Raw genomic sequence first — 21,280 nt, 5'->3', positions numbered from 1 at the left:
AGACTTAGACCTCATCCTGAGGGCTCGCCGTAGGCGGGCGTCTCGAAGGATGCGCCGCGGGCGAGCTATCCGCCACGTTTTTCCCTCCGCCTGCGCCATACAACGGTTCGGTCGCTTGCTATTTCGCCGCCCATTTGTTGAAGCGCTCGGTCAGGCGGTCGATGTTCTCGAGCCAGAAGGCAACGTTGATCTCGACCGCGTTCTTGATGTTGTCAGGCGCGGTCGGCAGATCCTTCAGGACGGCGGCTGGGAGTCGTCCGGCGGCATCCTTGTTCGACGTGCCATAGGCAATGTTCTCCGACAGCTTTGACTGGTTCTCCGCTTTGCCGACGAAGTCCAGGAACTTGTAGGCCGCGTCCTTGTTCGGGCTCCCCTTCAGGATGACCCAGCTGTCGAGGGTGAACAGCGCGCCGTCCCACACCATGCCGAAATTCTTCTTCTCGTTCTTGTTCGCGGTGTCGATGCGGCCATTGTAGACCGAGGTCATCGCCACCTCGCCGGAGGCGAGCAATTGCGGCGGCTGCGCGCCGGCCTTCCACCAGACGATGTCGCCCTTGATGGTGTCCAGCTTCTTGAAGGCGCGATCGATGCCTTCGTCGGTCGCCAGCACCTTGTAGACGTCCTTCGGCGCGACGCCGTCGGCCATGAGGGCGATTTCGAGCGTGGTCTTCGGGCCCTGACGCAAGGCGCGCTTGCCCGGAATCTTCCTGGTATCGAAGAAGTCGGCCCATCCGCCGGGGGCCTGCTTCAACTTGTCCTTGTCGTAGCCGAGGACGAAATCGTAGAGGATGGCGCCGACGCCGCAAGGGTTGACCGATGGCGGGATATAGGCGGCCTCGCCGCCGATCTTGGAATAATCCAGCTTCTCGAACAGGCCTTCCTCGCAGCCGACCGCCAGTTCGTCGCTCTCGACCTGGACGACGTCCCAGGTGGCGGCGCCGCCCTGCACCTTGGCGCGCAACACGCCGACGCCGCCGTCCCAGGACTCGTCGTTCATGGGAATCCCGGAAGCTTTCTTGAACGGCTCGAAATAGACCTTCTTCTGCGCATCCTGATACGCGCCGCCCCACGACACGACGGTGAGGTCGCGCGCTTCTGCAACCGTGGCCAGCGCAGCACTGGCACTCAGTGCCGCGACCAAACCCAGAGCGATCTTGCCAATCTTGCGCTTCAACATGGTTCCTTTTCCTTCTACATGTGAGTTGCGTTGAGGTTGATCGATGCGGGTCCTGATCAGACGGGATCGAGGGCCAGGCAGTCCTCGGGGCGGAAGGTGATGAAGACGCATTCGCCCTGTGGGAGGCCGTGATGCGCTCCCGGTTGAAGCTTGACCATGAACTCGCCGTTGCCGGCGACGTCGAGCACGGCCAGCGCGTGGTCGCCGAGATAGATGGTGTTCTGCACTTTTGCCGGCAGCCGGTTCGGTCCCTCGCTGGCGCTGCCATCCCGAACAATCGCGACACGTTCCGGCCGCACCGACAGGGAGGTCGATGCGCCCGCGCCTGACACGTTGACCGCCCTTGCGGCGACAGTGCCGCCACCGGCCAGCGCGACGCGGCAATAGTCCCTTTCGACGGTTTCCACGGTGCCGGGGAGCACGTTGTTCTCGCCGATGAAGTGAGCGACGAAGCTGTTCACCGGATGCTCATACAGCGCATCGGGCTTGTCGATCTGCTGCACGATGCCGTCGTTGAACACGGCGATGCGGTCCGACATGGTGAGCGCTTCGCTCTGATCGTGGGTGACGTAGACGATCGTGATGCCCGTGGTCTCGTGCAGTTGCTTGATCTCCAGCTGCATCTGCTCCCGCAGGCGCTTGTCGAGGGCGCCAAGGGGCTCGTCCATCAGCACGAGTTGCGGATTGAAAACCAGCGCGCGGGCCAGCGCCACGCGCTGCTGCTGACCGCCGGACAGCTGCCCCGGCCGCCGGTGCGCAAAAGTTTCCATCTTGATCATGCGCAGCGCCGCCCTCACGCGGTCCTGAACGTCCGCCTTGCTCGACTTGCGAACGGAGAGCGGGAAGGCGATGTTTTCCGCGATCGTCAGGTGTGGAAACAGCGCGTAGTTCTGGAACACCATGCCGATGTCGCGCTTGTGCGGCGGCACGTTCTTGATCGGGCGGTCCGCGAGATAGATCTCGCCATGGGTCGGTACCTCGAAGCCGGCCAGCATCATCAGCGTCGTCGTCTTGCCCGAGCCCGAGGGGCCGAGCAGGGTGATGAACTCGCCCTTCCTGATGTCGAGATCGAGGTTCTTCACCACGAGATGCTCGCCATCATAGGTCTTCTGAATGCCGGAAAAGCGTACCAGTGCCGGCGCAGGTGTGACCATGCCGGCTTCCATGTCGTCCTCGCGTTGTCCCGTCCAATGCCATGCGAGATTAGCATCGTGCAGCGAGAATGCCAGCGGCGCAAGCGACGAGGACGTGTGCGGGTCCGGTGAGTGGCAGGGCTATTGCATTTCAGAGCTCTTTCCTGCGGCCATCCTTCGAGACGCCCGCCTTGGGCGGGCTCCTCAGGATGAGGACGGAGTGCGTGGCTGCAGTTCAAAGGGCACTGAGGCCGAATAGCCTCATCCTGAGGAGGCGCGTAAGCGCCGTCTCGAAGCACGAGGCGTGCGCGCAGGTCGCGCAACAAAGTCAAATGCGATAGCTCTGTAGGGGCGCTACATTCCCGACAGCTTCGTCACGAACACGTTCAGCGTTCCGCCGGCTTCCGCGACCACGCGGAGGGTCTTGGAATCGAAGGCGATGTCGGCGAGCGTCAGGCTGTCGATTTTGGCCTCGACCTTGAGGCCGTCCTCGCTCTTCTGGTAGTCGGCGATTGCGGCCGCGATCTTCTCGCGGGCGTTCGCAGCGATCGGCTTCAGATCGAGCGTTGCCCTCTGCAACAGCGCCTGCTGCAGCTGCGGCACCACCGCGCGCGCGGCGGCGCCCAGCAGGCCGAAGGCGGCCTCGGATTCCACCGCGAGCTCGATGTCGTCGAGCCGTAGTGTCTGCCGTGCCTGGTCGAGAATCGGCCGGCCCCAGATGTGCACCGTCGCCTCGGCGCCGAGCCCGAACCAGCTCTTCTTCTCCTTGGCGCGCACCAGAAGCGAGATCAGCAGCCGGTCGCCCGAAGGGGTCACATTGGCACTCTTGACGGTGACGTCGACCGGGCCGGAGCCGTCCTCGGGATAGGTGCGGCCGACCATCTGCGCTGCGATCAGCTTGTTGATCTCGGTGAACGGTACGTCGATCGGCACGCCGATGCTCACACCGGTGCCGGTCGGCGGCACGATCGAGATCTTGTCGGGAAACGGACACTCCGGCTTGGTCGCCGCCGAGGTGACACGTGTCTCGGCCTCGAGGCCGAGCAGCAGCGTCACGGCCTGCGCATCGACGCGCGGCTGCGCCGCGATCGCGCGCACCGGCTTCATCTCGAGCCAGAGCGGCGGCAGCGCGGCCGAGGAGCCCGAGCCTTGCAGCGGAATCGAGCGGCACGCCTTGGCCCATTGCACCCTAGCGTTCTCTCGCAGCGAAGGATCGTTGCGGATGCGTTCGGCGACCGCGTTGATCTGCTCGCCGACCGTCTTGTCGATCAGCGGCTTCACCTGCGCCGGCACGTTGACCTTGGCGCCGGCGACCGCGAGATTGGTGTCGCCGAGATTGACCTGGGCGCCGAGATTGGGCTCCAGATGCCAGGCGGCCGCGAGCTTCGGGCGCGAGGTGACGACCACGTTGCCCTTGATCTCGGCGCTGGCGTTCAGGTTCTTGATGTTGACGGCGCCGATCCGTTTCGCCGCGTCACCGCCGAGCACGCTGCCGAGCGCGTCGCCGAGCGCGCCCGTGGCTTTCGACGACAGCGACCCCGTCACGTTCAGCTTGCCGCTGAGCGGCGTCGAGATCGTCAGCACGTCCTTGTCGCCGCTAGCTGCCATCGGGCCGCGCGCCGCGGACCAGCCGATATCGGCGTTCTCCAGGATTTGCGAGATCGGGTTGTCGGCCTTGCCGGCGAAATTGCGCGGCGCGGCCTTCTCGGCCTGCTCGCGGATCGCCGACAGCGCGATGGCGACCGGTGCGATGACGATGGAGCTCTTCGACGCCGGCGGCAGCGGCGGCAGTTGTGCGACCGGCGGCGCCGAGTTCGGCGCGTGCGGCGACAGGAGATCCATCGCCTTCAGGCTGATGAAGAACGACGCCGCGAGCACTGCCAGGCCGATCAGGATGGTCTTCAGATTCAACGTCGGTCGCATCAATCCCCCAAGCAGCCCCGGTGGGATTCTACAGGGCGGGCGAAGAGGGCGCTAGAGCGCACCGGTGGGGTGGAATTGGGGCGAACAGGTTAACGGAAGCGAACGCGCCGTTACCAGGCCTTCAAGCATTGCGGGCTAAAGCGCGATGCGATCGGGATGAATCGGCATCGCGCTCCAGGCTGTCGTTTAAGCATGATCTTTTCGGAAAACCGCCGCGCACTTTTCCGGATCATGCTTTAGCCGCGCCGAGGACGGCGGATCGCCCTCACATTGCCGCGATCTCCGCCGCCGCAGAAGAAGCGGTCGCCGCCGTCGGATTCCAACCCCGACACCACCGTTCCGGCGGGCAGGTCGAGCTGCTCCAGCACCTTGCCCGTATCAGGGTCAATTCGCCGCACATCGCTCTCCTCGCCCTCCCAGGTGCCGTGCCAGAGCTCGCCGTCGACCCAGGTCACCCCGGTCACGAAACGCTTGCTCTCGATGGTGCGGAGGACCTTTCCCGTGTCGGGATCGACCTGATGGATCTTGCGCTCGCGATATTGTCCGACCCAGAGCGAGCCCTCGGCCCAGGCAAGGCCGGAATCGCCGCCGCCGCCGGGTGCCGGAATGGTGCTGAGCACCTCGCCCGAGGCGGCATCAATTTTCTGGATGCGATCCTCGGCGATCTGGAACAGGTGCCGGCCGTCGAACGCCGTTCCCGCATGCGCGGCGACGTCGATGGAGCGCGCGATCTTGCCGCTCGCCGGATCGAAAGCGTTCAACTTGTCGCCGGATGCGAACCAGACATGCTTGCCGTCGTAGCTGACGCCATGCACGGCTTCCACGCCAGGAAAGGGCCCATACTCGGTGACGATCTCGGTGGCTGAACGTTTCATGTGCTCGCTCCCTGATGCTTGCGCGCATCCTACGTCTTCAGGAGCAGCGTGGGGAGTAACAAGCCTGTCGGGAAACCCGGAACAGGCGGCGTCATCCAGCGGCGTGCCCGTCCGTGTCCGAAGCACTGCACCTTGTGCGACCGCGCCAGCTCGTCGAGCGCCCGCTGCACGGTGCGCGGACTGATCCCAAGCGCAACTGCGAGCGCCGAGCTCGACCATGGCTCGCCGTCGGCGAGAAAGGCCAGCACGGCCGCGTGCTTCTCCTCGAGGGGCCGCGCCAGCACGAGGACGTCGCGCGTCTTCCGCGGCGTCAGCACAAAGCCCGGCTTCGTCGCGCTGATTTCGGCCAGTGGCTTCAGCTTGGTGCGGAGCCGTCCGATCTCGACGCGCAATCGCGCGCGGTGCGATTCATCGGCGTGCCTTGCGTGAAAGGCGCCTGATATCAACGCCTCTCGCGAGACGTCGGCGGGCCATGCCTGCGCCAGCAGGCGAGCGAGCGCGAACAGCACGGGGCGCGTTCCGAGCGGCACGACGACGCCTTGCCTGCGCACGACATGATGGAAGGTGTCCACGACGAGCGCCGTCGAGGTCGCCAGTCGTTCGATCTCTCCGAGCAGCAACGGATGTTCGCTGCCGCGCGTGATCAGGCGCGCTGCCGGCGTGTCGAGCATGAGGCTCGCGCTGTCGACCTCGGCCACCAGCGCCGGGATTTTCGCCAGGCGCGCCGCGTGAGCCGCGCGGCTGAGGGCCGTGCGCGCGTCTTTCGTTCTGAGCCGCCTGATGGCGATGCCGGCGACCACGAGCTCGCGGACGACTTGGGAGGCGGGCGGGAGCGGCGCAGGACGGACCTCGGCCAGCGTGCGCTCGGCCTCGTCGAGGCGCCCGACCAGAAGCAAACGCCGCGCCTCGATGTGGCCTGCATGGGCGGCATTGGCGAGATCGCCATGGTTTTCGAGCGTCGCGCGTGCCGCCGCGAGGGTCTTCACCGGCCAGCTCAGATCGCGCGAGACCAGCGCGATCTCGGCTTCGGCCACCACGCATCTTGCGCGTGCCACCGCCTCGCGCGGACCGAAGCCGCGCGCGGCGCTTCGCAGCAGCGTCTTGGCCTTGGCGAGATCGCCGAGCTGCGCCATCGCGATGCCGCGCAGCGCGAGCGACGGCGCATCGTTGCGCAACGCAACGCGGTTCAGCGCGCCGAGCGGATCGCCGGCTTCGAGCGCGCGCGCCGCGGCGGTGATCAGCGACTCCATGTCAATCCCGCCACACTTGTTACTCCCACCGCGCGGCTGTCCGGTGCCAGAAATCGTTGACGGCCGACGATGTGCGGCGAGGGACGATCGGTTCCGCGACCGTCAAGGTGCGGCGGAGCTTCGCCCAGGCAAGGGAATTGGAGGACCATGATGAGTTCAGCAGACAACGCAGCGACGCACGGAAAGACCGCCATGCAGACACCGCCGGTGGTGTCGCCGCAGGACTGGGAGGCAGCCCGTCAGCAACTGCTCGTGAAGGAAAAGGCGCATACCCGTGCCCGCGATGCCCTGGCCGCCGCGCGGCGCCGGATGCCCTGGATGGCTGTCGACAAAACCTATGCGTTCGAGGGGCCCGGCGGCAAGCTCAGTCTGCTCGACCTGTTCCAGGGCCGGCGGCAGCTGATCGTCTACCGCGCGTTCTTCGAGCCCGGCGTGTTCGGCTGGCCCGATCATGCCTGCCGCGGCTGCTCCATGGTGGCGGACCAGGTTGCCCATGTCGCGCACCTCAACGCGCGCGACACCACGCTCGTCTTCGCCTCGCGCGCGCCGCAGGCCGACATCGCGCGGCTGAAGAAGCGGATGGGCTGGACCATGCCGTGGGTCACCATCACCGACAGCTTCGATGCCGATTTCGGCGTCGGCGAATGGCACGGGACGAATGTGTTCTACCGCGACGGCAGCCGCATCTTTCGCACCTATTTCGTCAAGAGCCGGGGCGACGAGCAGATGGGCGGGACCTGGAACTATCTCGACATCACCCCGCTCGGCCGCCAGGAGGTGTGGGAGGATTCGCCGCAAGGCTATCCGCAGACCCCGACCTACAAATGGTGGAACTGGCACGACAGCTACACCGAAGGCGCCGCGCCCGACAAAAGATGGGTCGAGATCTCCGACGCCGGCGAGAAGGCCTTTCGCAAAGAGGCTGCGGAAGGACGTGACTAGTCCCGTCAGCGCAACTGTCGGCGCCGGCCGCGACGGCGCGGCGACCGCACGTCACGTCGCCCGATGGCTCACTCTGGCGGCCACGCCGACCTTCGCGATCATGGCCGCGCTGACGGCCATGACCGGGGGTGGGCCGGCAGATCTGCTGTGTGCCGCCGGGCAGGGATCTCTGCTCGGCGGAATGGTGCCGATGTATGTCTTGATGAGCGCGTTTCATGCATCGGCGTGGCTGAGATTGATCGCAGAATGGCGACGCCCAGTCAGCCGGTAAGCGCGCCGCCGGTGCGAACGCCTCGTCCTTCGAGACGACCGCTTCGCGGTCTCCTCAGGATGAGGCTAATCGACATCGTCGCCGCGGCTAGAGAGCTGCCCCGCACTCAGTCCTCATCCTGAGGGCCCGCCGTAGGCGGGCGTCTCGAAGGATGATGCGATCCGCGCTTTGCCAGCTCATGGAGTTCGGCGAAGTCGGCGCGCATGAACGCTTCCTTTTTCGCGCGGCTCCATTTCTTGAGCTTGCGCTCGCATTCGATCGCGTCGGTGATGCGATCGAACCATTGCGAGAAGGCCAGCGTCACGGGACGTCGCGACTTCGTGTAGCCTTCGAACGTGCCGGCGTTGTGCTGTGCGACCCTGACCTCGAGCTCGGTGCGCGTCGTGCCAATGTAGTAGCTGCCGTCGGCGCATCTGAGAATGTAGAGCCACGCGCCTTCGGTCATCGTGCACGCCTCGTCCTTCGAGACGCGCGCAAGGGCGCGCTCCTCGGGATGAGGCTAACTGGCATTTGATGACTGGTGCAAGTAGGGCGGAGAGACTGCGGCCGCACACTCAATCCTCATCCTGAGGGCCCGCCGGTAGGCGGGCGTCTCGAAGGATGCGCCGCGAGTTCTAAAGCAAACCTGAAACCGCCCGGCGCGGGCACCGCTATTGACCGCCCGCCGCCTGCAGATACGCAAACACCTTGCTCGCTTCCTCTGCCGAGACGCCGCCATAGGGCTGCATCTTGTGGCCGGAGACGACCTCGTCCGGCTTGACCATGAAGCGGGTGAGCTTGTCCTGGTCCCAGGCGAAGCCCGCTTCCTTCATCGACGAGGAGTAGTTGTAGTTCGGCAGCGAGCCGGCCTTGCGTCCGACGATCTTGTTGAGGTTGGGACCGAGCCGATTGTCGCCCTCCTTCATGGAGTGGCAGGTGCGGCAGGAGTTGTTGAAGGCTTGCTGGCCTTTATCGTCACTCGCGGGTTGCTGCGCGAGTGAGAAGGGTGCGGACAACAGCAGCGTCAGTGCCCCGGCGCCGATCCACGCTTTTGACGAAGGTTGCAGGCGGGGTCGCATTTGCGCCTCCATCGGGGATCGCGCCGCAGCAAGCGCGTCGGGATGTCGAGGGCAAACAAAGACGGCCCCGGCGGGTTCCGGGGCCGCTTGCGTCACAATGTCCGGTCGCTCAGCGCGTTGCCGTGCCGAGCTCGGCCCTGCGCTCGGTCATCGGCAGCACGATCACCTTGGTGCCGACGTTCACGCGGGAATAGAGGTGGGTGACGTCCTCGTTGGTCATGCGGATGCAGCCCGAGGAGACACGCTTGCCGATGGTTTCGGGCGCGTTGGTGCCGTGGATCCGGTAGATGGTGCCGCCGAGATACATCGCACGGGCGCCGAGCGGATTGCCGGGGCCGCCGGCCATGTGGCGCGGCAGATAGGGCTGGCGGGCGATCATTTCCGGCGGCGGAGTCCAGGCCGGCCACTCCGCCTTGCGGCTCACCGACTGGATGCCGGACCAGGTGAAGCCATCGCGGCCGACGCCGATGCCGTAGCGCAACGCCTGGCCGTTGCCGAGCACATAATAGAGATAGGTGTTGGGCGTGTCGATGATGATCGTGCCCGGCGCTTCGCGCGTTGCATAAGACACGGTCTGGCGGCGGAAGCGGGCCGGCAGCTCGACTGCGTCCTGATCCTCGGACGGCTCTGTCTGGTAGGTCGGCGGCTGATAGGGCTGATACGGCTGATAGGGCTGCAGCGGCTGCGGCGCGGTCATCGGCGGCAGCGGCTGGAAGAACGGGAAGATCTGCACCGGCGCGGCCTTGGCTGCGCTAGCGAACGCGATTGCGGAGATCGCGGCTGCACTGAACGCAGCGGCGCGCGAAAACGTCTTGAACATATCCAGATTGAACATTGGTCGCCCCTGTTTGCTCGGTGTTTCTGCTCACCGCGGCACCATTTCGGTGCTCCGTTGCCTCAAGTCCTAACGGCGAAACGTTTCGGGACATTTGCGCGGAAAACCGAAAACGGTTTCGTCGCGGAAAGGATTGTTTCATGACGGTTTCGTGGCCCCGACGGCCCGTTAACGAACAAAACAGCACGCCGACACTTCTGTGACGTCACACGCCTGAAATATCCTTCGTTGATGGTCGATGCCTGAGAATCATCAAACTCTCGGGATCTTCCCATGCGGGTATTAATCGCGACTGACGCCTGGCATCCGCAGGTCAACGGTGTGGTCCGCACCCTGACCTCACTGGCGAATGCGGCGAAGGCCCTCGACGTCGAGATCGACTTCCTCACCCCCGACGGCTTTCCGTCCTGGCCGCTGCCGACCTATCCGGGCCTGCGCTTTGCGCTGCCGGGCGGCAAGGAGATCGCACGGCGGATCGAGAAGGCCGCGCCGGATGCGCTGCATATCGCGACCGAGGGCCCGATCGGCTGGGCGGCACGGGCCTATTGCCGCCGCAGCCGGCTTGCCTTCACCACTTCCTACACGACGCGCTTTCCCGAATATGTCGCGGTGCGGACCGGCATCCCGGCCGCAATCGGCTATGCCGTGCTGCGCCACTTCCACGATGCCGCCGCCATGACGATGGTGGCGACGCCCTCGCTGCGGCAGGAGCTGTCCGAGCGCGGCTTCAAGCGGCTCGGTTTCTGGACGCGCGGCGTCGACACCGAACTGTTCCATCCCGATAGTCCGGCCGAGCTCGACCTGCCGCGCCCGATCTTCATGACGATGGGCCGCGTGGCGGTGGAGAAGAATCTCGAAGCATTCCTCTCGCTCGACCTGCCCGGCACCAAGGTCGTCGTCGGCGACGGGCCGCAGAAGGCGGCGCTCGAAAAGAAGTACCCGGACGCCGTCTTCCTCGGCGAGAAGAAGGGCGCGGATCTGACCGCGCATCTCGCCGCTGCCGACGTCTTCGTGTTTCCGAGCCTGACCGACACCTTTGGCGTGGTGCAGCTCGAGGCGCTCGCCTGCGGCACGCCGGTCGCGGCGTTTCCGGTCACGGGACCGAAGGACGTCATTGCCGATCACCCGATCGGCGCGATCGACCACGATCTGCGCACCGCCTGCCTGCGCGCGCTCACCATGTCGCGCGAGACCTGCCGCAATTTCGCGCTGGAGCGCTCCTGGGAGAACAGCGCGCGCCAGTTCGTCGGCAATCTCACCTCACTGCAGCCCAGCCGCGTCCTGCGCGCCTCGCCTCGCATGGCGCGGCGGCCGGTGCGCGGTTGACCGTCCATTCGAACCACAGCGAGAACCCCATCGATGGCTAAGATCATGAACCTTGACGGCACCCAGCAGCTCGACCTCACGCGCGGCACGGTCGAGCAGGCCTATGACCGCTGGGCGCCGGTCTACGATCTCGTGTTCGGCGGCGTGTTCGCCAAGGGCCGGCAGGCGGCGATCGCGGCCACCAACAAGATCGGCGGCCGCGTGCTCGAGGTCGGCGTCGGCACCGGCATCTCGCTGCCGCTCTATGCCCCCAACGTTCGCATCTTCGGCACCGACATTTCGGAAGCGATGCTCGACAAGGCGCGCCGCCGCGTGAAGGAGCAGAAGCTGAAGAACGTCGAGGGCCTCGCGGTGATGGACGCCGAGAAGCTCGAATTCCCTGACAATTCCTTCGACGTCGTGATGGCCCAATATGTCGTCACCGCCGTGCCGAACCCGGAGAAGGCGCTCGACGAATTCGCCCGCGTGCTGCGCCCCGGCGGCGAGCTGATCATCCTCACCCGCGTCAGCGCCGACACCGGCATGCGCCGCTTCATCGAGCAGAAGCTGCAGCCGGTGGTGCGCCCGCTCGGCTTCCGCACGGCCGAATTCGCCTGGTCGCGCTATGCCAAGTGGCTCTCCGGTGCGAACGGTATTGAGCTCGCCGAGCGCCGCCTGATCCCGCCGCTCGGTCATTTCTCGCTGGTGCGCTTCCGCAAGGTCGACGTCGCCAAGGCGGCTTGAGTTCCTCGGCCTTCATCCTTCGAGACGCGCGCAAGAGCGCGCTCCTCAGGATGAGGGGAGAGAGTAACCCGTGCGTCATCGCGCCGCTGCGCATCGTCACATGACAAAATGATGATGTCACACGGCCTACATCGAATCCCTGTAATCCCGTACCCGAAAGCATTTTGGGGGAGAGCATGATCAAGAACTATCTCGAGCAGCTGCGGATCCAGCGCTGGGACGACCATCGCTACTATCACCACAGCCGCATCAACCAGAGCCTGCACTTCGTCAGCGCGCTGAGCTTCCTGTTCGCCTATGTCTGGCTGTTCATCGACCCCGTGGTCTCGGCGCTGGTCGGCTGGCTGGTGTCGATGACCTCGCGCCAGGCCGGACATTTCTTCTTCGAGCCGCATACTTACGATCACGTCAACCAGGCGACGCACGAATACAAGGAAGAGATCAAGGTCGGTTACAACCTTCAGCGCAAGGTGGTGCTGATGGCGATCTGGGCGCTGTCGCCGCTGGTGCTGGTCGTCGATCCCACCCTGTTCGGCATCTTCACGCCCTGGCAGAGCGCGACCGACTTCATGCGGCAGGTGGCGAAGATCTGGCTCGTGGTCGGCGGCGGCGGCCTGTTGTTCCGCACCGTGCACCTGTTCTTCATCCGCGACGTCGAGACCGGCCTCGTCTGGATGACCAAAATCCTGACCGATCCGTTCCACGACCTGATGCTCTATCACAAGGCGCCGCTGGCGCTGATGCGCGGCGAGCTGATGGATCCCGGCCTGCACCTCAATCCCGAGCATACGCTGGGCTTCATCGACGAGCCCGTGCTCGAAGAGCAACACGCCTGAGCGCGCTGCTCGCACGACGCACTCCGATGTCTGATGGTTACGTCATGCCCGGGCTCGTCCCGGGCATCCACGTCTTGGGGGCTGCGAACGCGGTGCTTCCTTCACCTCTCCCCGCGTGCGGGGAGAGGTCGAATTTGCGCGGAGCGCAAATTCGGGTGAGGGGGGCTCTTCGCGGGGGGGCTGCCAGATGGTCGTGCGTCAACGCTCACCGCACGCGCGGAGAGTCCCCCTCACCCCGACCCTCTCCCCGCAAGCGGGGCGAGGGAGAAGGGCGAGCGGTGATCGGGGCCAAGTGTCAGAAAGCCTCAGCGCCCGAGGCGCTTGGCCAGCATCTCTTTCAGGATCTGCCGCTTGATCTGCTTGTTGGTGAGCACGCCGTCGTGCCACCAGAAGCCGTCGGCCTTCATCTTTTCGGCAGCGCGGACGAAGCGTTCGGCGACCTCGGTGAAGTCGGCGTCGGTGTAGTTGAGGCTGAAGATCAGCCGGCCGGTGCCGACCCAGCTCAGCGCCAGGCCCTCGGCGCGCAGGTAATATTGCAGCATCCAGTTGTAGCGCGACGGCATGGTGTATTTCACCGTCCAGATCGAGGAGAAGTTGGCGAACCGCACCGGCAGGTCGGCGCTCTCCATCATCCGGTTGAGCTTCTGGACGCGGCCGTTCCAGGTTTCCTCGAGGCCCTCATAGACCGCGCGGAAGTTCGGGCTGGCGAGGCGGCTCAGGAACTCGTCCATCGCCGTCATGACGTAGGGGTGGGAGTTGAAAGTACCGCGGGCGAAGCAGATGTCGGCGGGACGATCGTCGCGGAAGCGGCGCATCAATTCCTTCTTGCCGCAGACCACGCCGACCGGCAGCCCGCCGGCGAGGCTCTTGCCGTAGGTCACCATGTCGGCGCGCACGCCGAAATATTCCTGGGCGCCGCCGGCGGCGAGGCGGAAGCCGACGAAGACCTCGTCGAAGATCAGGACGATGCTGCGTTCGGTGCAGACTTCGCGCAGCTTCTTCAGCCACTCCGTGTAAGCGGCCCGATCGAAATTGCCGCCGCGGGAGGAATCGACCAGCGAGGAATCGCCGGGCGCGTTGGCGTTCGGATGCAGGCCCTGCAGCGGATTGACCAGCACGCAGGCGATGTCCTTGCGCGTCTTCAGCACGTGCAGCGTTTTCTCGGACATCTCGGCGAGGGTGTAGGTCTCGTGCGCGGGGATGGGATTGCCGACGCCGGGCTGCACGTCGCCCCACCAGCCGTGATAGGCGCCGGCGAAACGGACCAGATGGGTACGCTTGGTGTGGTAGCGCGCCAGCCGGACCGCCTGCATCACGGCTTCGGTGCCGGACATGTGGAACGAGACTTCGTCGAGGCCGGAAATCTGGCAGAGCCGCTGCACGTTCTCCAGGATGACGGGGTGGTAGGGGCCGAGCACCGGTCCGAGCGCATGCGCCCGCTTCTCGGCGCCCTCAATGCATTCCTTGTAGAAGTCGTTGCCGAAGATGTTGACGCCGTACGAGCCGGTGAGATCGTAAGAGGTGTTGCCGTCGACGTCGGTGACTGTGACGCCGCGCGAGGACTCCATGAAGGTCGAGGTGCCCAGGTGCTCGCGGACGAGACGCGAGAACTGGAACGGCACGCGGTAGCTCTCGGTGAAGTTCAGGTCGGAGATCTTCTCCGCCGCCTCCTTCGTCATCGCGCGGCCCTTGGGGTAGCGCTCGGCGTAGAGGCGGGCGAGACGGAAGAAGCCGTCCTTGCGTCGCGCGGCGATGTTCGCGGGCGCGCCGTCGCAGGAGAAATAGTCGTTCTCTCCGTACTCGTAGAACGGCAGCAGCCGCGCTACCCGGCGCGACATCTTGGAGTGCCCGGCGAGCGACCGGTGCTTGGCGCGGGAGAGTTCGATGCGCGCCTTGAGCTTCGGGAAGGCGGCGGCAGCGGACGCTGCGGCGGCCACGGACATCGAGAGAATCGGGAGTGTCGTTTCCATGACAACAAGCGCTAACCCTGCGAGCTGACAGATTCATGACAGTCAAAGCCCTCATCGCCTCTTTCACCCAGCAGGAAGACCTCAACTTCCTGCTGACCAACCGCATCCCCCGCGCGGCCCTGACCCGCTTCATGGGCTGGTTCTCCAAGGTCGAGAATCCGCTCGTCCGCGACTTCTCGATCGCGCTGTGGAAGCTGTTCTCGGACCTCGATCTGTCGGAGGCGCGCAAGACGCATTTCAAGAGCCTGCACGACTGCTTCACCCGGGAGCTGAAGCCGGGCCTGCGCCCGTTTGATCCGGATCCGGCGGTGGTGGCGAGTCCCTCTGATGGAATCGTCGGCGCCCACGGCAAGATCGCCGACACCGAGCTGTTCCAGGTCAAGGGTGCGCCCTATTCGCTGCTCGACCTGCTCGGCGATTCCGCGCTGGTCGACCAGCACCGCAACGGCTCCTTCGTCACGCTGCGGCTGACGTCGAGCATGTATCACCGCTTCCACGCGCCCTATGACGCCCATATCGAACGCGTCACGCTGATCCATGGCGACGTCTGGAACGTCAACCCGATCGCGCTCAAGCGCGTCGAGCGTCTGTTCTGCAAGAACGAGCGCGCGGTGATCCGCACCCACCTCTCCACCGGCGAGGCGGTGACACTGGTGCCCGTTGCGGCGATCCTGGTCGCGAGCATCCGGTTGCACTTCCTCGACATGGTGCTGAACGCGCAGACGAAGGGGCCGGTCAATTTCCCCTGTGACGTCAACGTAGCCAAGGGCGAGGAGCTCGGCTGGTTCGAGCACGGCTCGACCATCATCATCCTGGCGCCCGGCGATTTCAACTTTTGCGACGGCATCGCCGAGGGTTCGCGCATTCGCGCGGGTCAAGCGCTCTTGAGGAGAAACTAGCCTTCAATCTGCCGTCCCGCTGGCTATATCGTCTGTCGGGGACGACGATTTCGGATGTGAGCGATGGCGCGGGAGCCGGTCATGGCCGCGGGTGGTATTGTGCTGCGGCGTGGCTCGGCGCCGCTGATCGCGGTCGTGCGCCAGCGCAAGCGCAACGAATGGGTCCTCCCCAAGGGCAAGCTCGACGACGGCGAGACGCCGAAGGAAGCCGCGCACCGCGAGGTGCTGGAGGAGACCGGCCACGAGGTTGCCGTGCACGAATTTCTGGGCACCCTCGTTTATCAGTCCGGCGGGCGCTCCAAGGTCGTGCATTTCTGGCGGATGGAAGCTGACGGCGGACCGGTCCGCAAGCTGATGAACGACATCAAGGCGGTCGACTGGCTGACGCTGGACGATGCGATTGCCCGCCTGTCGCGCGAATATGAGCGCGCGTTTCTCAACCAGGTCGGTCCGATCGCGCTTGCGGCGGCGGGGCCGGCAGCGCCGCTGCTGCCGCCCGAGCCGGCGCAAGCGGCCGATGACATCGATGCCGCCTTGCAGACGCTGACGCCGGCCGAGGCGGCCTCTGTCGATGAGCTGCGCCACGGTTTGCTGCAGAAGGTGAAGGCGTGGCTGCGCGGCGAGGCGTGAGACCTGTTCACGCCGCTCTGCCGCGCTCGCAATGACGGAGGGGCGGCGCCGTCACCGTCGCTCTTTCCTTTCCTTCGGAGAAGGCGCCGGTCTTCGTGGCGGTGTGAGGCGTTGCTGGAATCCACCGGGGCGCTGCATGCCTGGCTGTTGAGCCGCGGCCGGCTGGCCCGGCTGCGGCGGCACGATTCCGCCGGGCTGAGGTTGCATCCGTCCACCGCGCTGCGGCCGGGTTTGCGGCGCGGCGCCCGGCTGCGTTGCTTCTCCGCGGCGCGGCGCGCCTGTCGGGCGACCTGCGCCTTGCTGCTGGCCCTGCTGCTGTCCCTGGCCTGCGCGCCGGCCACCCGGCTGCACGGCGCCGCCTTGTCCCTGTCGCCGCGGCGGCGGCGCGCCTTGCCGGTCAGGCGTACCCGGCTGCTGCCGACCCGGACGGATGTTCTGGCCGGGCTGGCCGTTCGGTCGCTGTTGTCCCGTCGGCGTATTCGGCCGCAATTGCTGCTGCTGCGGCTGGACCGGTCGCGGAATGCGGCTGAGCGCGCCCGGATTGGCACGGCGGAAGTCGCGCTGCTCGGTGACGATCTGCCGGCCCGTGGTTTGTGCCAGATGCACCTGGCTGACGAAGCCGCGGTCGCGCGCGATCTGCTGCGCGGGAATCGTGATCGGTACCGCGGCAAAGCGCATGACGCCGCCGGCGCCGCCCGCACCCGGCCGGATCGCAAAGCCGCTGGACGGCTGTGTCAGCGCGCCGAGCCGTGTGCCGCTGCTGCGGTCGTCGACATCGATGTGGCCGACCCGGCCGTCGGCGTCGGGATAGAGCTTGATGTTGACGTTGCTGGCCCTGCTCGCCGCCGCGCCTTCCGGCACCTCGACGACGCCGGTGGTGCCGCGGATGCCGAGCGTTGCCGTCGGCGTGGTGATCTTCATGTCGCCGGTCTTCGCCACCGCTGCCGCCACGAAGGCAACCGTGCCCTTGCCGACGTCGAAGATCGCCGAATTCTGCCTGCCGCTGTCCTCGTAGACGTAATTGTCGATCGTGATTCTGGCGCTGGCCGAGAGATTGAACGTGGTGGCGTCGTTGAAGGTGATGCCGAGCGCGGAGTTCGACGAGGTCTGCACCACGTCGTTGAGATAGATGTCGTCGCGCACGCGCAGCGGATAGGAGTTCTTGTCGCGGATCACGGTCGCGATCCCCGTCACCGTCGCGACGTTGCCGATCGGCTCGACGGCGGCGGGCTGTGCGTCTGCAGCTTGTGTCGGTGAGGCCGCCGGCGTCGGGGAGGGGGCGGGTATCGGCTGCACTTGCGGCTGCGCCTGGGCGAACTCGATGGCCTCGAATGCACGAGCCGCGTTGCTGCCAGCCAGCGGCAAGGCCAGCAGCACAAGCGCGAGCGCGAAGCGGCGCCAAGCCACCAATGAAGTCACGAGGAAGTTCCGGTGAGAACGCGAGGCGAGAGCTGCGGATATGAGCCGGGCTTGGCTGAATGGCGGATGAACATGTTTCGCAGGGGAAGGAGTGTTTGAAAGCCACGTTCGCCCAGAATGTGGCGTCGCCTTCTTGCTCGTCATTCCGGGGCGCGACGAAGTCGCGAACCCGGAATCTCGAAATTGGAATGGGTGTCTGCGGCGCGAGATCCTCAGGTGCGCAATTGCGCACCATAGTTCGATGCTTCGCATCGCCCCGGGATGACCGTGGTAATATCAGCTCACGCGCTTCCAGGTCTGGCCGCCGCAGAACATGCCGCCGAAGGCGCAGCCCTGAACGCGCATCGCGTTCGGACCCTTCATGGCGATCGTGGAATCGTAGTTGCGGCCGGAGTCGGGATCGTGGATGCGGCCGCTCCACTTCGAGCCGTCGGGCCTCATGTTGATCAGGATGCGCGCATTGGTCTTCTCGGCGTAACCGCAGAGATTGGCGCCGCACTGCTCGACGCGGACATTGCCCTTGTTGCCTTCGGTTGCCCACAGGCCGATCGGCGAGTTCGGCGCCGCCACGGGCGCGGCGGCAACAGGAGCCGGGGCCGGCGCGGGAGCCGCAACGACGGGAGCGGGCGGGGCAACCGGAGCGGGCGGGGCAGCGGGCGCAGGCTGCGTGGCGTCGACGCCGACGGACGGAGCGGCGGCGACGGTTGCTGCCGGGGCGGCGGGCGTGGTCACGGCCGGTGCCGTGGGCGCAGCCGCCTGCACCGGAGCCGGCGCAGGCTGCGCCGTCGTGGGGGCGGGAGCCGGCGTGGCGTCGAGGTCATCGTCCTTGAAACCGCCAAGGCCCTTGAGGTTGATGTCGTTCAGCTTGATCGGCTTGTCCGACAGGCCCGGCGCGACGATGGTCACGCAATCGAGCGAGGCGCAGTTGCGCGGCGTCTCGATGCGAATGCGCTGGCCTTCGATCTGGAACGAGATCGAATTGCCGGCATGTGCGGCGGCAGTCGAAGCGAGCAACAGCGCGGTGGCGGCGATGGAGAGCTTGTTCATGACAACCTCCGAAAATGGCGTGGTCGCGATATGACAGGTGTCGCTGGTGGATGAAGCGTGGTTCGACCCTACGCCGGGGCGGGCAGGCGTTCTGTGATGAACGTCACGACCGGCGAGCGCGTCTGGGTGAGGCAGCGCACATTCAGGTCGCTTTTCTGCATAGGGTCGCCGCGACGCTGGGCCGGACGCCGATGCCGCGGCTTGCGCCTTCGCAGATGGATCGCGCGATGGCAGTCGGAGTTCCCAGGAACGGCGGCCAAAGCTCGCCTATGCCACTTCCGCAGGGCGAGAAGGGAACGGCAACGTGCCAGCGTTCGATGTCGCGGTCTGAAGCCTCTAGATCACGCCGAGCACGATAGCGCCGACGAAGGCCATGGCGAGGTAGGCGGCGACAACGCTCAGTTTGCAGGCGAACGTCATGAGGTCGCTCTCCCCAGGCGCGCCACTTTGCGCGCGGGCATCATGGTTAACAGAGAGTCTCCTTCCGAAAAAGTCAGGCTTGCTGTCGATCGGGCCGTGCATCCGGGCGCGCGCGGCCGCCATGGTTAAGGAAGGCTGAAATCAACGTGTTGAAGAGTCTTTAAGTAAATTCACCGAACGTGCGTGCATGACGCGCGGAGTTCGTTTGTATCTCGTCGGCTCCATCGTCCTTGTTTCGCTAGCGGGTTGCGGACGCGGCTTCTTCCAGGCCGAACGCGAACCGTGGCGGGCCGAGGCAGAAGCCGCATGCCTGAAATCGGGCGCGGTGAAGGAGAGTGCGGACATCGTCCGCATCGACCCGATTTCCGGCCCCGGCCAGTGCGGCGCCGAGTTTCCACTCAAGGTCGCAGCGATCGGCGAAGCCTCCAGCACTTATGGCTTTGCCGACGAGCCATTGCGTCCGCCGGGGAGCATCGGTAACCAGCCGCGCTGGCCCGTGACACAGCCGCAATCGAACTATCCGCAGGGTCAGAACTACCCGGCCTCCTCCTATCCGCCGCGGTCGAACTATCCCGAGAGCGCGACGCGCCAGCCGTCCGGCTATGGGGCCGCGACCGGGCCGATGTCGCTGAACGCGCCCGGCGTGGCGCCGCAGGAGGACGAGATCGATCTGCCGCCCGAAGGCACCGATGCCGCCGGGGCTGCGCGCTACATGAATGCGCCGAGCTATCCGGCACGGCCGGCGCCTTACTCGCAGGCGCCCGCGCAGCAGCCACTCCCGCGCCTTGGTCCGGCGCAGGGCAATCCCGTCACCGCGGTCGGTCCCGTCGCGATCAAGCCGACGGCGACGCTGGCCTGTCCGATCGTGTCCGAGCTCGACCGCTGGCTCGCCGACACGGTGCAGCCCTCGGCGATGCGCTGGTTCGGCGTCCGCGTCGCCGAGATCAAGCAGATCTCCGCCTATTCGTGCCGCGGCATGAACGGCAATTCGCGTGCTCACATCTCCGAGCACGCTTTCGGCAACGCGCTCGACATCTCCGCCTTCGTGCTGGCCGACGGCCGCCGCGTCACGGTGAAGGACGGCTGGCGCGGCATGCCGGAGGAACAGGGTTTCCTGCGCGACGTGCAATCGGGAGCGTGTGCGCATTTCACCACCGTGCTCGCGCCGGGCTCGAACGTCTTTCACTACGATCACATTCACGTCGACCTGATGCGCCGCGCCAGCCGCCGCCTGATCTGCCAGCCCGCCGCCGCGTCCGGCGAGGAGGTCGCCGCGCGCGCGCAGTCGCGCAGACCCTATGCGAGTGCGCGCGAGCCATCGGTGACCGGTTCACTCGGTGCGCGCAGGAGCACGATGCACAAGCGCGAAGAAGACGAGTACATCGACGAGTAGTGGCGCGATCGTTACCGTATCCTGCTTCGCTCCATACATGCTACGATCTACGAGCCCGGCTTGACGGTGCCGGGGCCAGCCCCATGCAGCGCTGCACCTCACCCGGAACGTTGTAGGTGCGCATGATGTGGCGGCTGTCGCGCAAGCCGGACGCCTCACGTTGGACGACGAACATCCAAAGCGCGTGGCCGGCTTCCATCACCAGCTTGCGCCTGGCCGATTGCATCGAGGCCGGAACCTCCGAGGGGGCGTGGGCGGCGTCGAATTCGCGCAAACGCGCAAGACTCTGTTCGAGCGCGCGGCCCATCCGTCCAAGCGCCGAGGCCTGTTCCTGAACGATCTCGTAGTGGAGGATGTCGACCGGCGGGCGAAGATCACGAGACATGGCCGCAATATAGTGCCGCCCAGCCCGTCTGCGCAACGCGCTGCTACTTCGTCTTGTATGCCGCCAGGAACATCCGCGTTGCGCTGCCGACCACCTCGGTCATGCGCTGTTCCGATGGCGCGGGCGCGGCCTGGAAGACAAAGGGCAGGAACAGCGAGGCCTTGCACAGCTCCATGAACTGCGAGGCGGCTAGATCGCAATCGTCGATCTCGAGATCGCCCGCGGCGACGCGGGCCTTGAGATAACCGGATAGGCGGTTGATGGACTTGTCGAGCACGCGCCCATAGTAACGGCGGCCGACATCGGGCATGCGTTCGGCGATCGCCATGACGGTGCGGATCGCCGATCCGCCACCGGGCCGGCACACCAGGTGAAGGTAGGCGAGGCCAAACTCCTTCAGCGTGGTCTTGGCATCACGGGTGGGATCGAAATTGAACACGACCTGGCCGTGCTGGAGCGCTTCCTGCTCGAGGATGGCTTCGAACAGCGCGGATTTGTCGGCGAAGTAGACGTAGAGTGTGCCCTTCGAGACCTGAGCGGCGCGCGCGATCTCGCCCATGCTGGCGCCATCGAAACCGAGGTCCATGAACACTTTGCGGGCGCCGTCGAGGATCTGGCGGCGCTTGGAGCTGTCCTCTTCATGGACAACCTGCGGATGTTCGTTGGCAGCTACAACCATTGGTTTAGTGTCTCGGAAGGTTTTTGGACCGGATCAGTTCCATGAAACCCGAATAAAGCCTTCAAGGTCGTATGGTCTGTCCGCGAAGA

At 65.8% G+C, this 21,280-nt stretch carries 22 protein-coding genes; 8 read left to right on the top strand and 14 right to left on the bottom strand.

Annotated features, from left to right (window positions below):
• Window positions 1-118: 118 nt before the first annotated feature.
• The 5 genes from H1B27_RS27165 to H1B27_RS27145 form a co-directional block, all read right to left on the bottom strand.
• Window positions 119-1,177: an ABC transporter substrate-binding protein gene (locus H1B27_RS27165; protein WP_197968187.1), complete on the bottom strand. Its 1,059-nt coding sequence runs from the start codon at window positions 1,175-1,177 to the stop codon at window positions 119-121.
• A 56-nt stretch (window positions 1,178-1,233) separates the two neighbouring features.
• Window positions 1,234-2,343 (bottom strand): ABC transporter ATP-binding protein, encoded by a 1,110-nt coding sequence (locus H1B27_RS27160; RefSeq protein WP_197968186.1) that lies wholly within the window; start codon window positions 2,341-2,343, stop codon window positions 1,234-1,236.
• Window positions 2,344-2,664: 321 nt separating this feature from the next.
• Entirely contained in the window at window positions 2,665-4,233 is a 1,569-nt protein-coding gene (locus H1B27_RS27155; protein WP_197968185.1) for a DUF4403 family protein, read from the bottom strand.
• A gap of 236 nt (window positions 4,234-4,469) precedes the next feature.
• The gene (locus H1B27_RS27150) at window positions 4,470-5,108 is read right to left on the bottom strand and encodes a Vgb family protein (protein WP_197968184.1); all 639 of its coding nucleotides are present in this window, start codon (window positions 5,106-5,108) and stop codon (window positions 4,470-4,472) included.
• A 29-nt stretch (window positions 5,109-5,137) separates the two neighbouring features.
• On the bottom strand, window positions 5,138-6,358 hold the full coding sequence (locus H1B27_RS27145; RefSeq protein ID WP_197968183.1) for a winged helix-turn-helix domain-containing protein: 1,221 nt from the start codon (window positions 6,356-6,358) through the stop codon (window positions 5,138-5,140).
• A gap of 147 nt (window positions 6,359-6,505) precedes the next feature.
• Here H1B27_RS27145 and H1B27_RS27140 point away from each other — a divergent pair, with 147 nt between their 5' ends.
• Together H1B27_RS27140 and H1B27_RS27135 are read left to right on the top strand one after the other, a co-directional pair.
• The gene (locus H1B27_RS27140) at window positions 6,506-7,300 is read left to right on the top strand and encodes a DUF899 domain-containing protein (protein WP_197968182.1); all 795 of its coding nucleotides are present in this window, start codon (window positions 6,506-6,508) and stop codon (window positions 7,298-7,300) included.
• The gene (locus tag H1B27_RS27135; RefSeq protein WP_061877538.1) at window positions 7,293-7,571 is read left to right on the top strand and encodes a hypothetical protein; all 279 of its coding nucleotides are present in this window, start codon (window positions 7,293-7,295) and stop codon (window positions 7,569-7,571) included. Before H1B27_RS27140 ends, H1B27_RS27135 begins: the two co-directional genes overlap by 8 nt.
• 106 nt (window positions 7,572-7,677) lie before the next feature.
• Here H1B27_RS27135 and H1B27_RS27130 read toward each other — a convergent pair whose 3' ends face one another.
• From H1B27_RS27130 to H1B27_RS27120, 3 genes are all read right to left on the bottom strand, one after another.
• Window positions 7,678-8,016, bottom strand: a complete 339-nt coding sequence (locus H1B27_RS27130; RefSeq protein ID WP_197968181.1) for a GIY-YIG nuclease family protein — start codon at window positions 8,014-8,016, stop codon at window positions 7,678-7,680.
• A gap of 205 nt (window positions 8,017-8,221) precedes the next feature.
• Window positions 8,222-8,641 (bottom strand): c-type cytochrome, encoded by a 420-nt coding sequence (locus tag H1B27_RS27125; protein WP_197968180.1) that lies wholly within the window; start codon window positions 8,639-8,641, stop codon window positions 8,222-8,224.
• A gap of 97 nt (window positions 8,642-8,738) precedes the next feature.
• Entirely contained in the window at window positions 8,739-9,464 is a 726-nt protein-coding gene (locus H1B27_RS27120; RefSeq protein WP_061877540.1) for a L,D-transpeptidase, read from the bottom strand.
• 273 nt (window positions 9,465-9,737) lie between these two features.
• On the opposite strand from H1B27_RS27120, the gene H1B27_RS27115 reads away from it, so the two are divergent.
• The 3 genes from H1B27_RS27115 (at window position 9,738) to H1B27_RS27105 (ending at window position 12,349) form a co-directional block, all read left to right on the top strand.
• Window positions 9,738-10,790 carry a glycosyltransferase family 4 protein gene (locus H1B27_RS27115; RefSeq protein WP_197968179.1) on the top strand — a complete coding sequence of 351 codons (1,053 nt, stop codon included), beginning with the start codon at window positions 9,738-9,740 and terminating at the stop codon, window positions 10,788-10,790.
• A 33-nt stretch (window positions 10,791-10,823) separates the two neighbouring features.
• Window positions 10,824-11,513 (top strand): class I SAM-dependent methyltransferase, encoded by a 690-nt coding sequence (locus H1B27_RS27110; RefSeq protein WP_061877542.1) that lies wholly within the window; start codon window positions 10,824-10,826, stop codon window positions 11,511-11,513.
• 176 nt (window positions 11,514-11,689) lie between these two features.
• Window positions 11,690-12,349: a hypothetical protein gene (locus H1B27_RS27105; protein ID WP_061877543.1), complete on the top strand. Its 660-nt coding sequence runs from the start codon at window positions 11,690-11,692 to the stop codon at window positions 12,347-12,349.
• Between the two features lie 305 nt (window positions 12,350-12,654).
• On the opposite strand, the gene H1B27_RS27100 is transcribed toward H1B27_RS27105, so the two are convergent.
• Window positions 12,655-14,319, bottom strand: a complete 1,665-nt coding sequence (locus H1B27_RS27100; protein WP_197968178.1) for an aminotransferase class III-fold pyridoxal phosphate-dependent enzyme — start codon at window positions 14,317-14,319, stop codon at window positions 12,655-12,657.
• Between the two features lie 35 nt (window positions 14,320-14,354).
• Between H1B27_RS27100 and asd the strand changes: the two genes are divergently transcribed.
• Window positions 14,355-15,218 (top strand): archaetidylserine decarboxylase, encoded by an 864-nt coding sequence (gene asd / locus H1B27_RS27095; RefSeq protein WP_197968177.1) that lies wholly within the window; start codon window positions 14,355-14,357, stop codon window positions 15,216-15,218.
• Between the two features lie 63 nt (window positions 15,219-15,281).
• Window positions 15,282-15,848 (top strand): NUDIX hydrolase, encoded by a 567-nt coding sequence (locus tag H1B27_RS27090; RefSeq protein ID WP_197968176.1) that lies wholly within the window; start codon window positions 15,282-15,284, stop codon window positions 15,846-15,848.
• Between the two features lie 51 nt (window positions 15,849-15,899).
• Here H1B27_RS27090 and H1B27_RS27085 read toward each other — a convergent pair whose 3' ends face one another.
• From H1B27_RS27085 to H1B27_RS27075, 3 genes are all read right to left on the bottom strand, one after another.
• The gene (locus H1B27_RS27085; RefSeq protein WP_246515738.1) at window positions 15,900-17,258 is read right to left on the bottom strand and encodes a FecR family protein; all 1,359 of its coding nucleotides are present in this window, start codon (window positions 17,256-17,258) and stop codon (window positions 15,900-15,902) included.
• 285 nt (window positions 17,259-17,543) lie between these two features.
• On the bottom strand, window positions 17,544-18,314 hold the full coding sequence (locus tag H1B27_RS27080; RefSeq protein WP_197968174.1) for a DUF2147 domain-containing protein: 771 nt from the start codon (window positions 18,312-18,314) through the stop codon (window positions 17,544-17,546).
• 336 nt (window positions 18,315-18,650) lie between these two features.
• The gene (locus H1B27_RS27075) at window positions 18,651-18,857 is read right to left on the bottom strand and encodes a hypothetical protein (protein ID WP_197968173.1); all 207 of its coding nucleotides are present in this window, start codon (window positions 18,855-18,857) and stop codon (window positions 18,651-18,653) included.
• Between the two features lie 64 nt (window positions 18,858-18,921).
• Here H1B27_RS27075 and H1B27_RS27070 point away from each other — a divergent pair, with 64 nt between their 5' ends.
• On the top strand, window positions 18,922-20,127 hold the full coding sequence (locus H1B27_RS27070) for an extensin-like domain-containing protein (protein WP_061877550.1): 1,206 nt from the start codon (window positions 18,922-18,924) through the stop codon (window positions 20,125-20,127).
• 40 nt (window positions 20,128-20,167) lie between these two features.
• On the opposite strand, the gene H1B27_RS27065 is transcribed toward H1B27_RS27070, so the two are convergent.
• Both H1B27_RS27065 and H1B27_RS27060 read right to left on the bottom strand, forming a co-directional pair.
• Window positions 20,168-20,512, bottom strand: a complete 345-nt coding sequence (locus H1B27_RS27065; RefSeq protein WP_061877551.1) for a DUF6665 family protein — start codon at window positions 20,510-20,512, stop codon at window positions 20,168-20,170.
• Between the two features lie 43 nt (window positions 20,513-20,555).
• Window positions 20,556-21,191, bottom strand: a complete 636-nt coding sequence (locus tag H1B27_RS27060) for a TetR/AcrR family transcriptional regulator (protein ID WP_061877552.1) — start codon at window positions 21,189-21,191, stop codon at window positions 20,556-20,558.
• Window positions 21,192-21,280 lie beyond the last annotated feature (89 nt).

The sequence above is a fragment of the Bradyrhizobium diversitatis genome, assembly GCF_016031635.1.
Taxonomy (GTDB): domain Bacteria; phylum Pseudomonadota; class Alphaproteobacteria; order Rhizobiales; family Xanthobacteraceae; genus Bradyrhizobium; species Bradyrhizobium diversitatis.
This window is presented reverse-complemented; position numbering and strand designations above follow the sequence as displayed.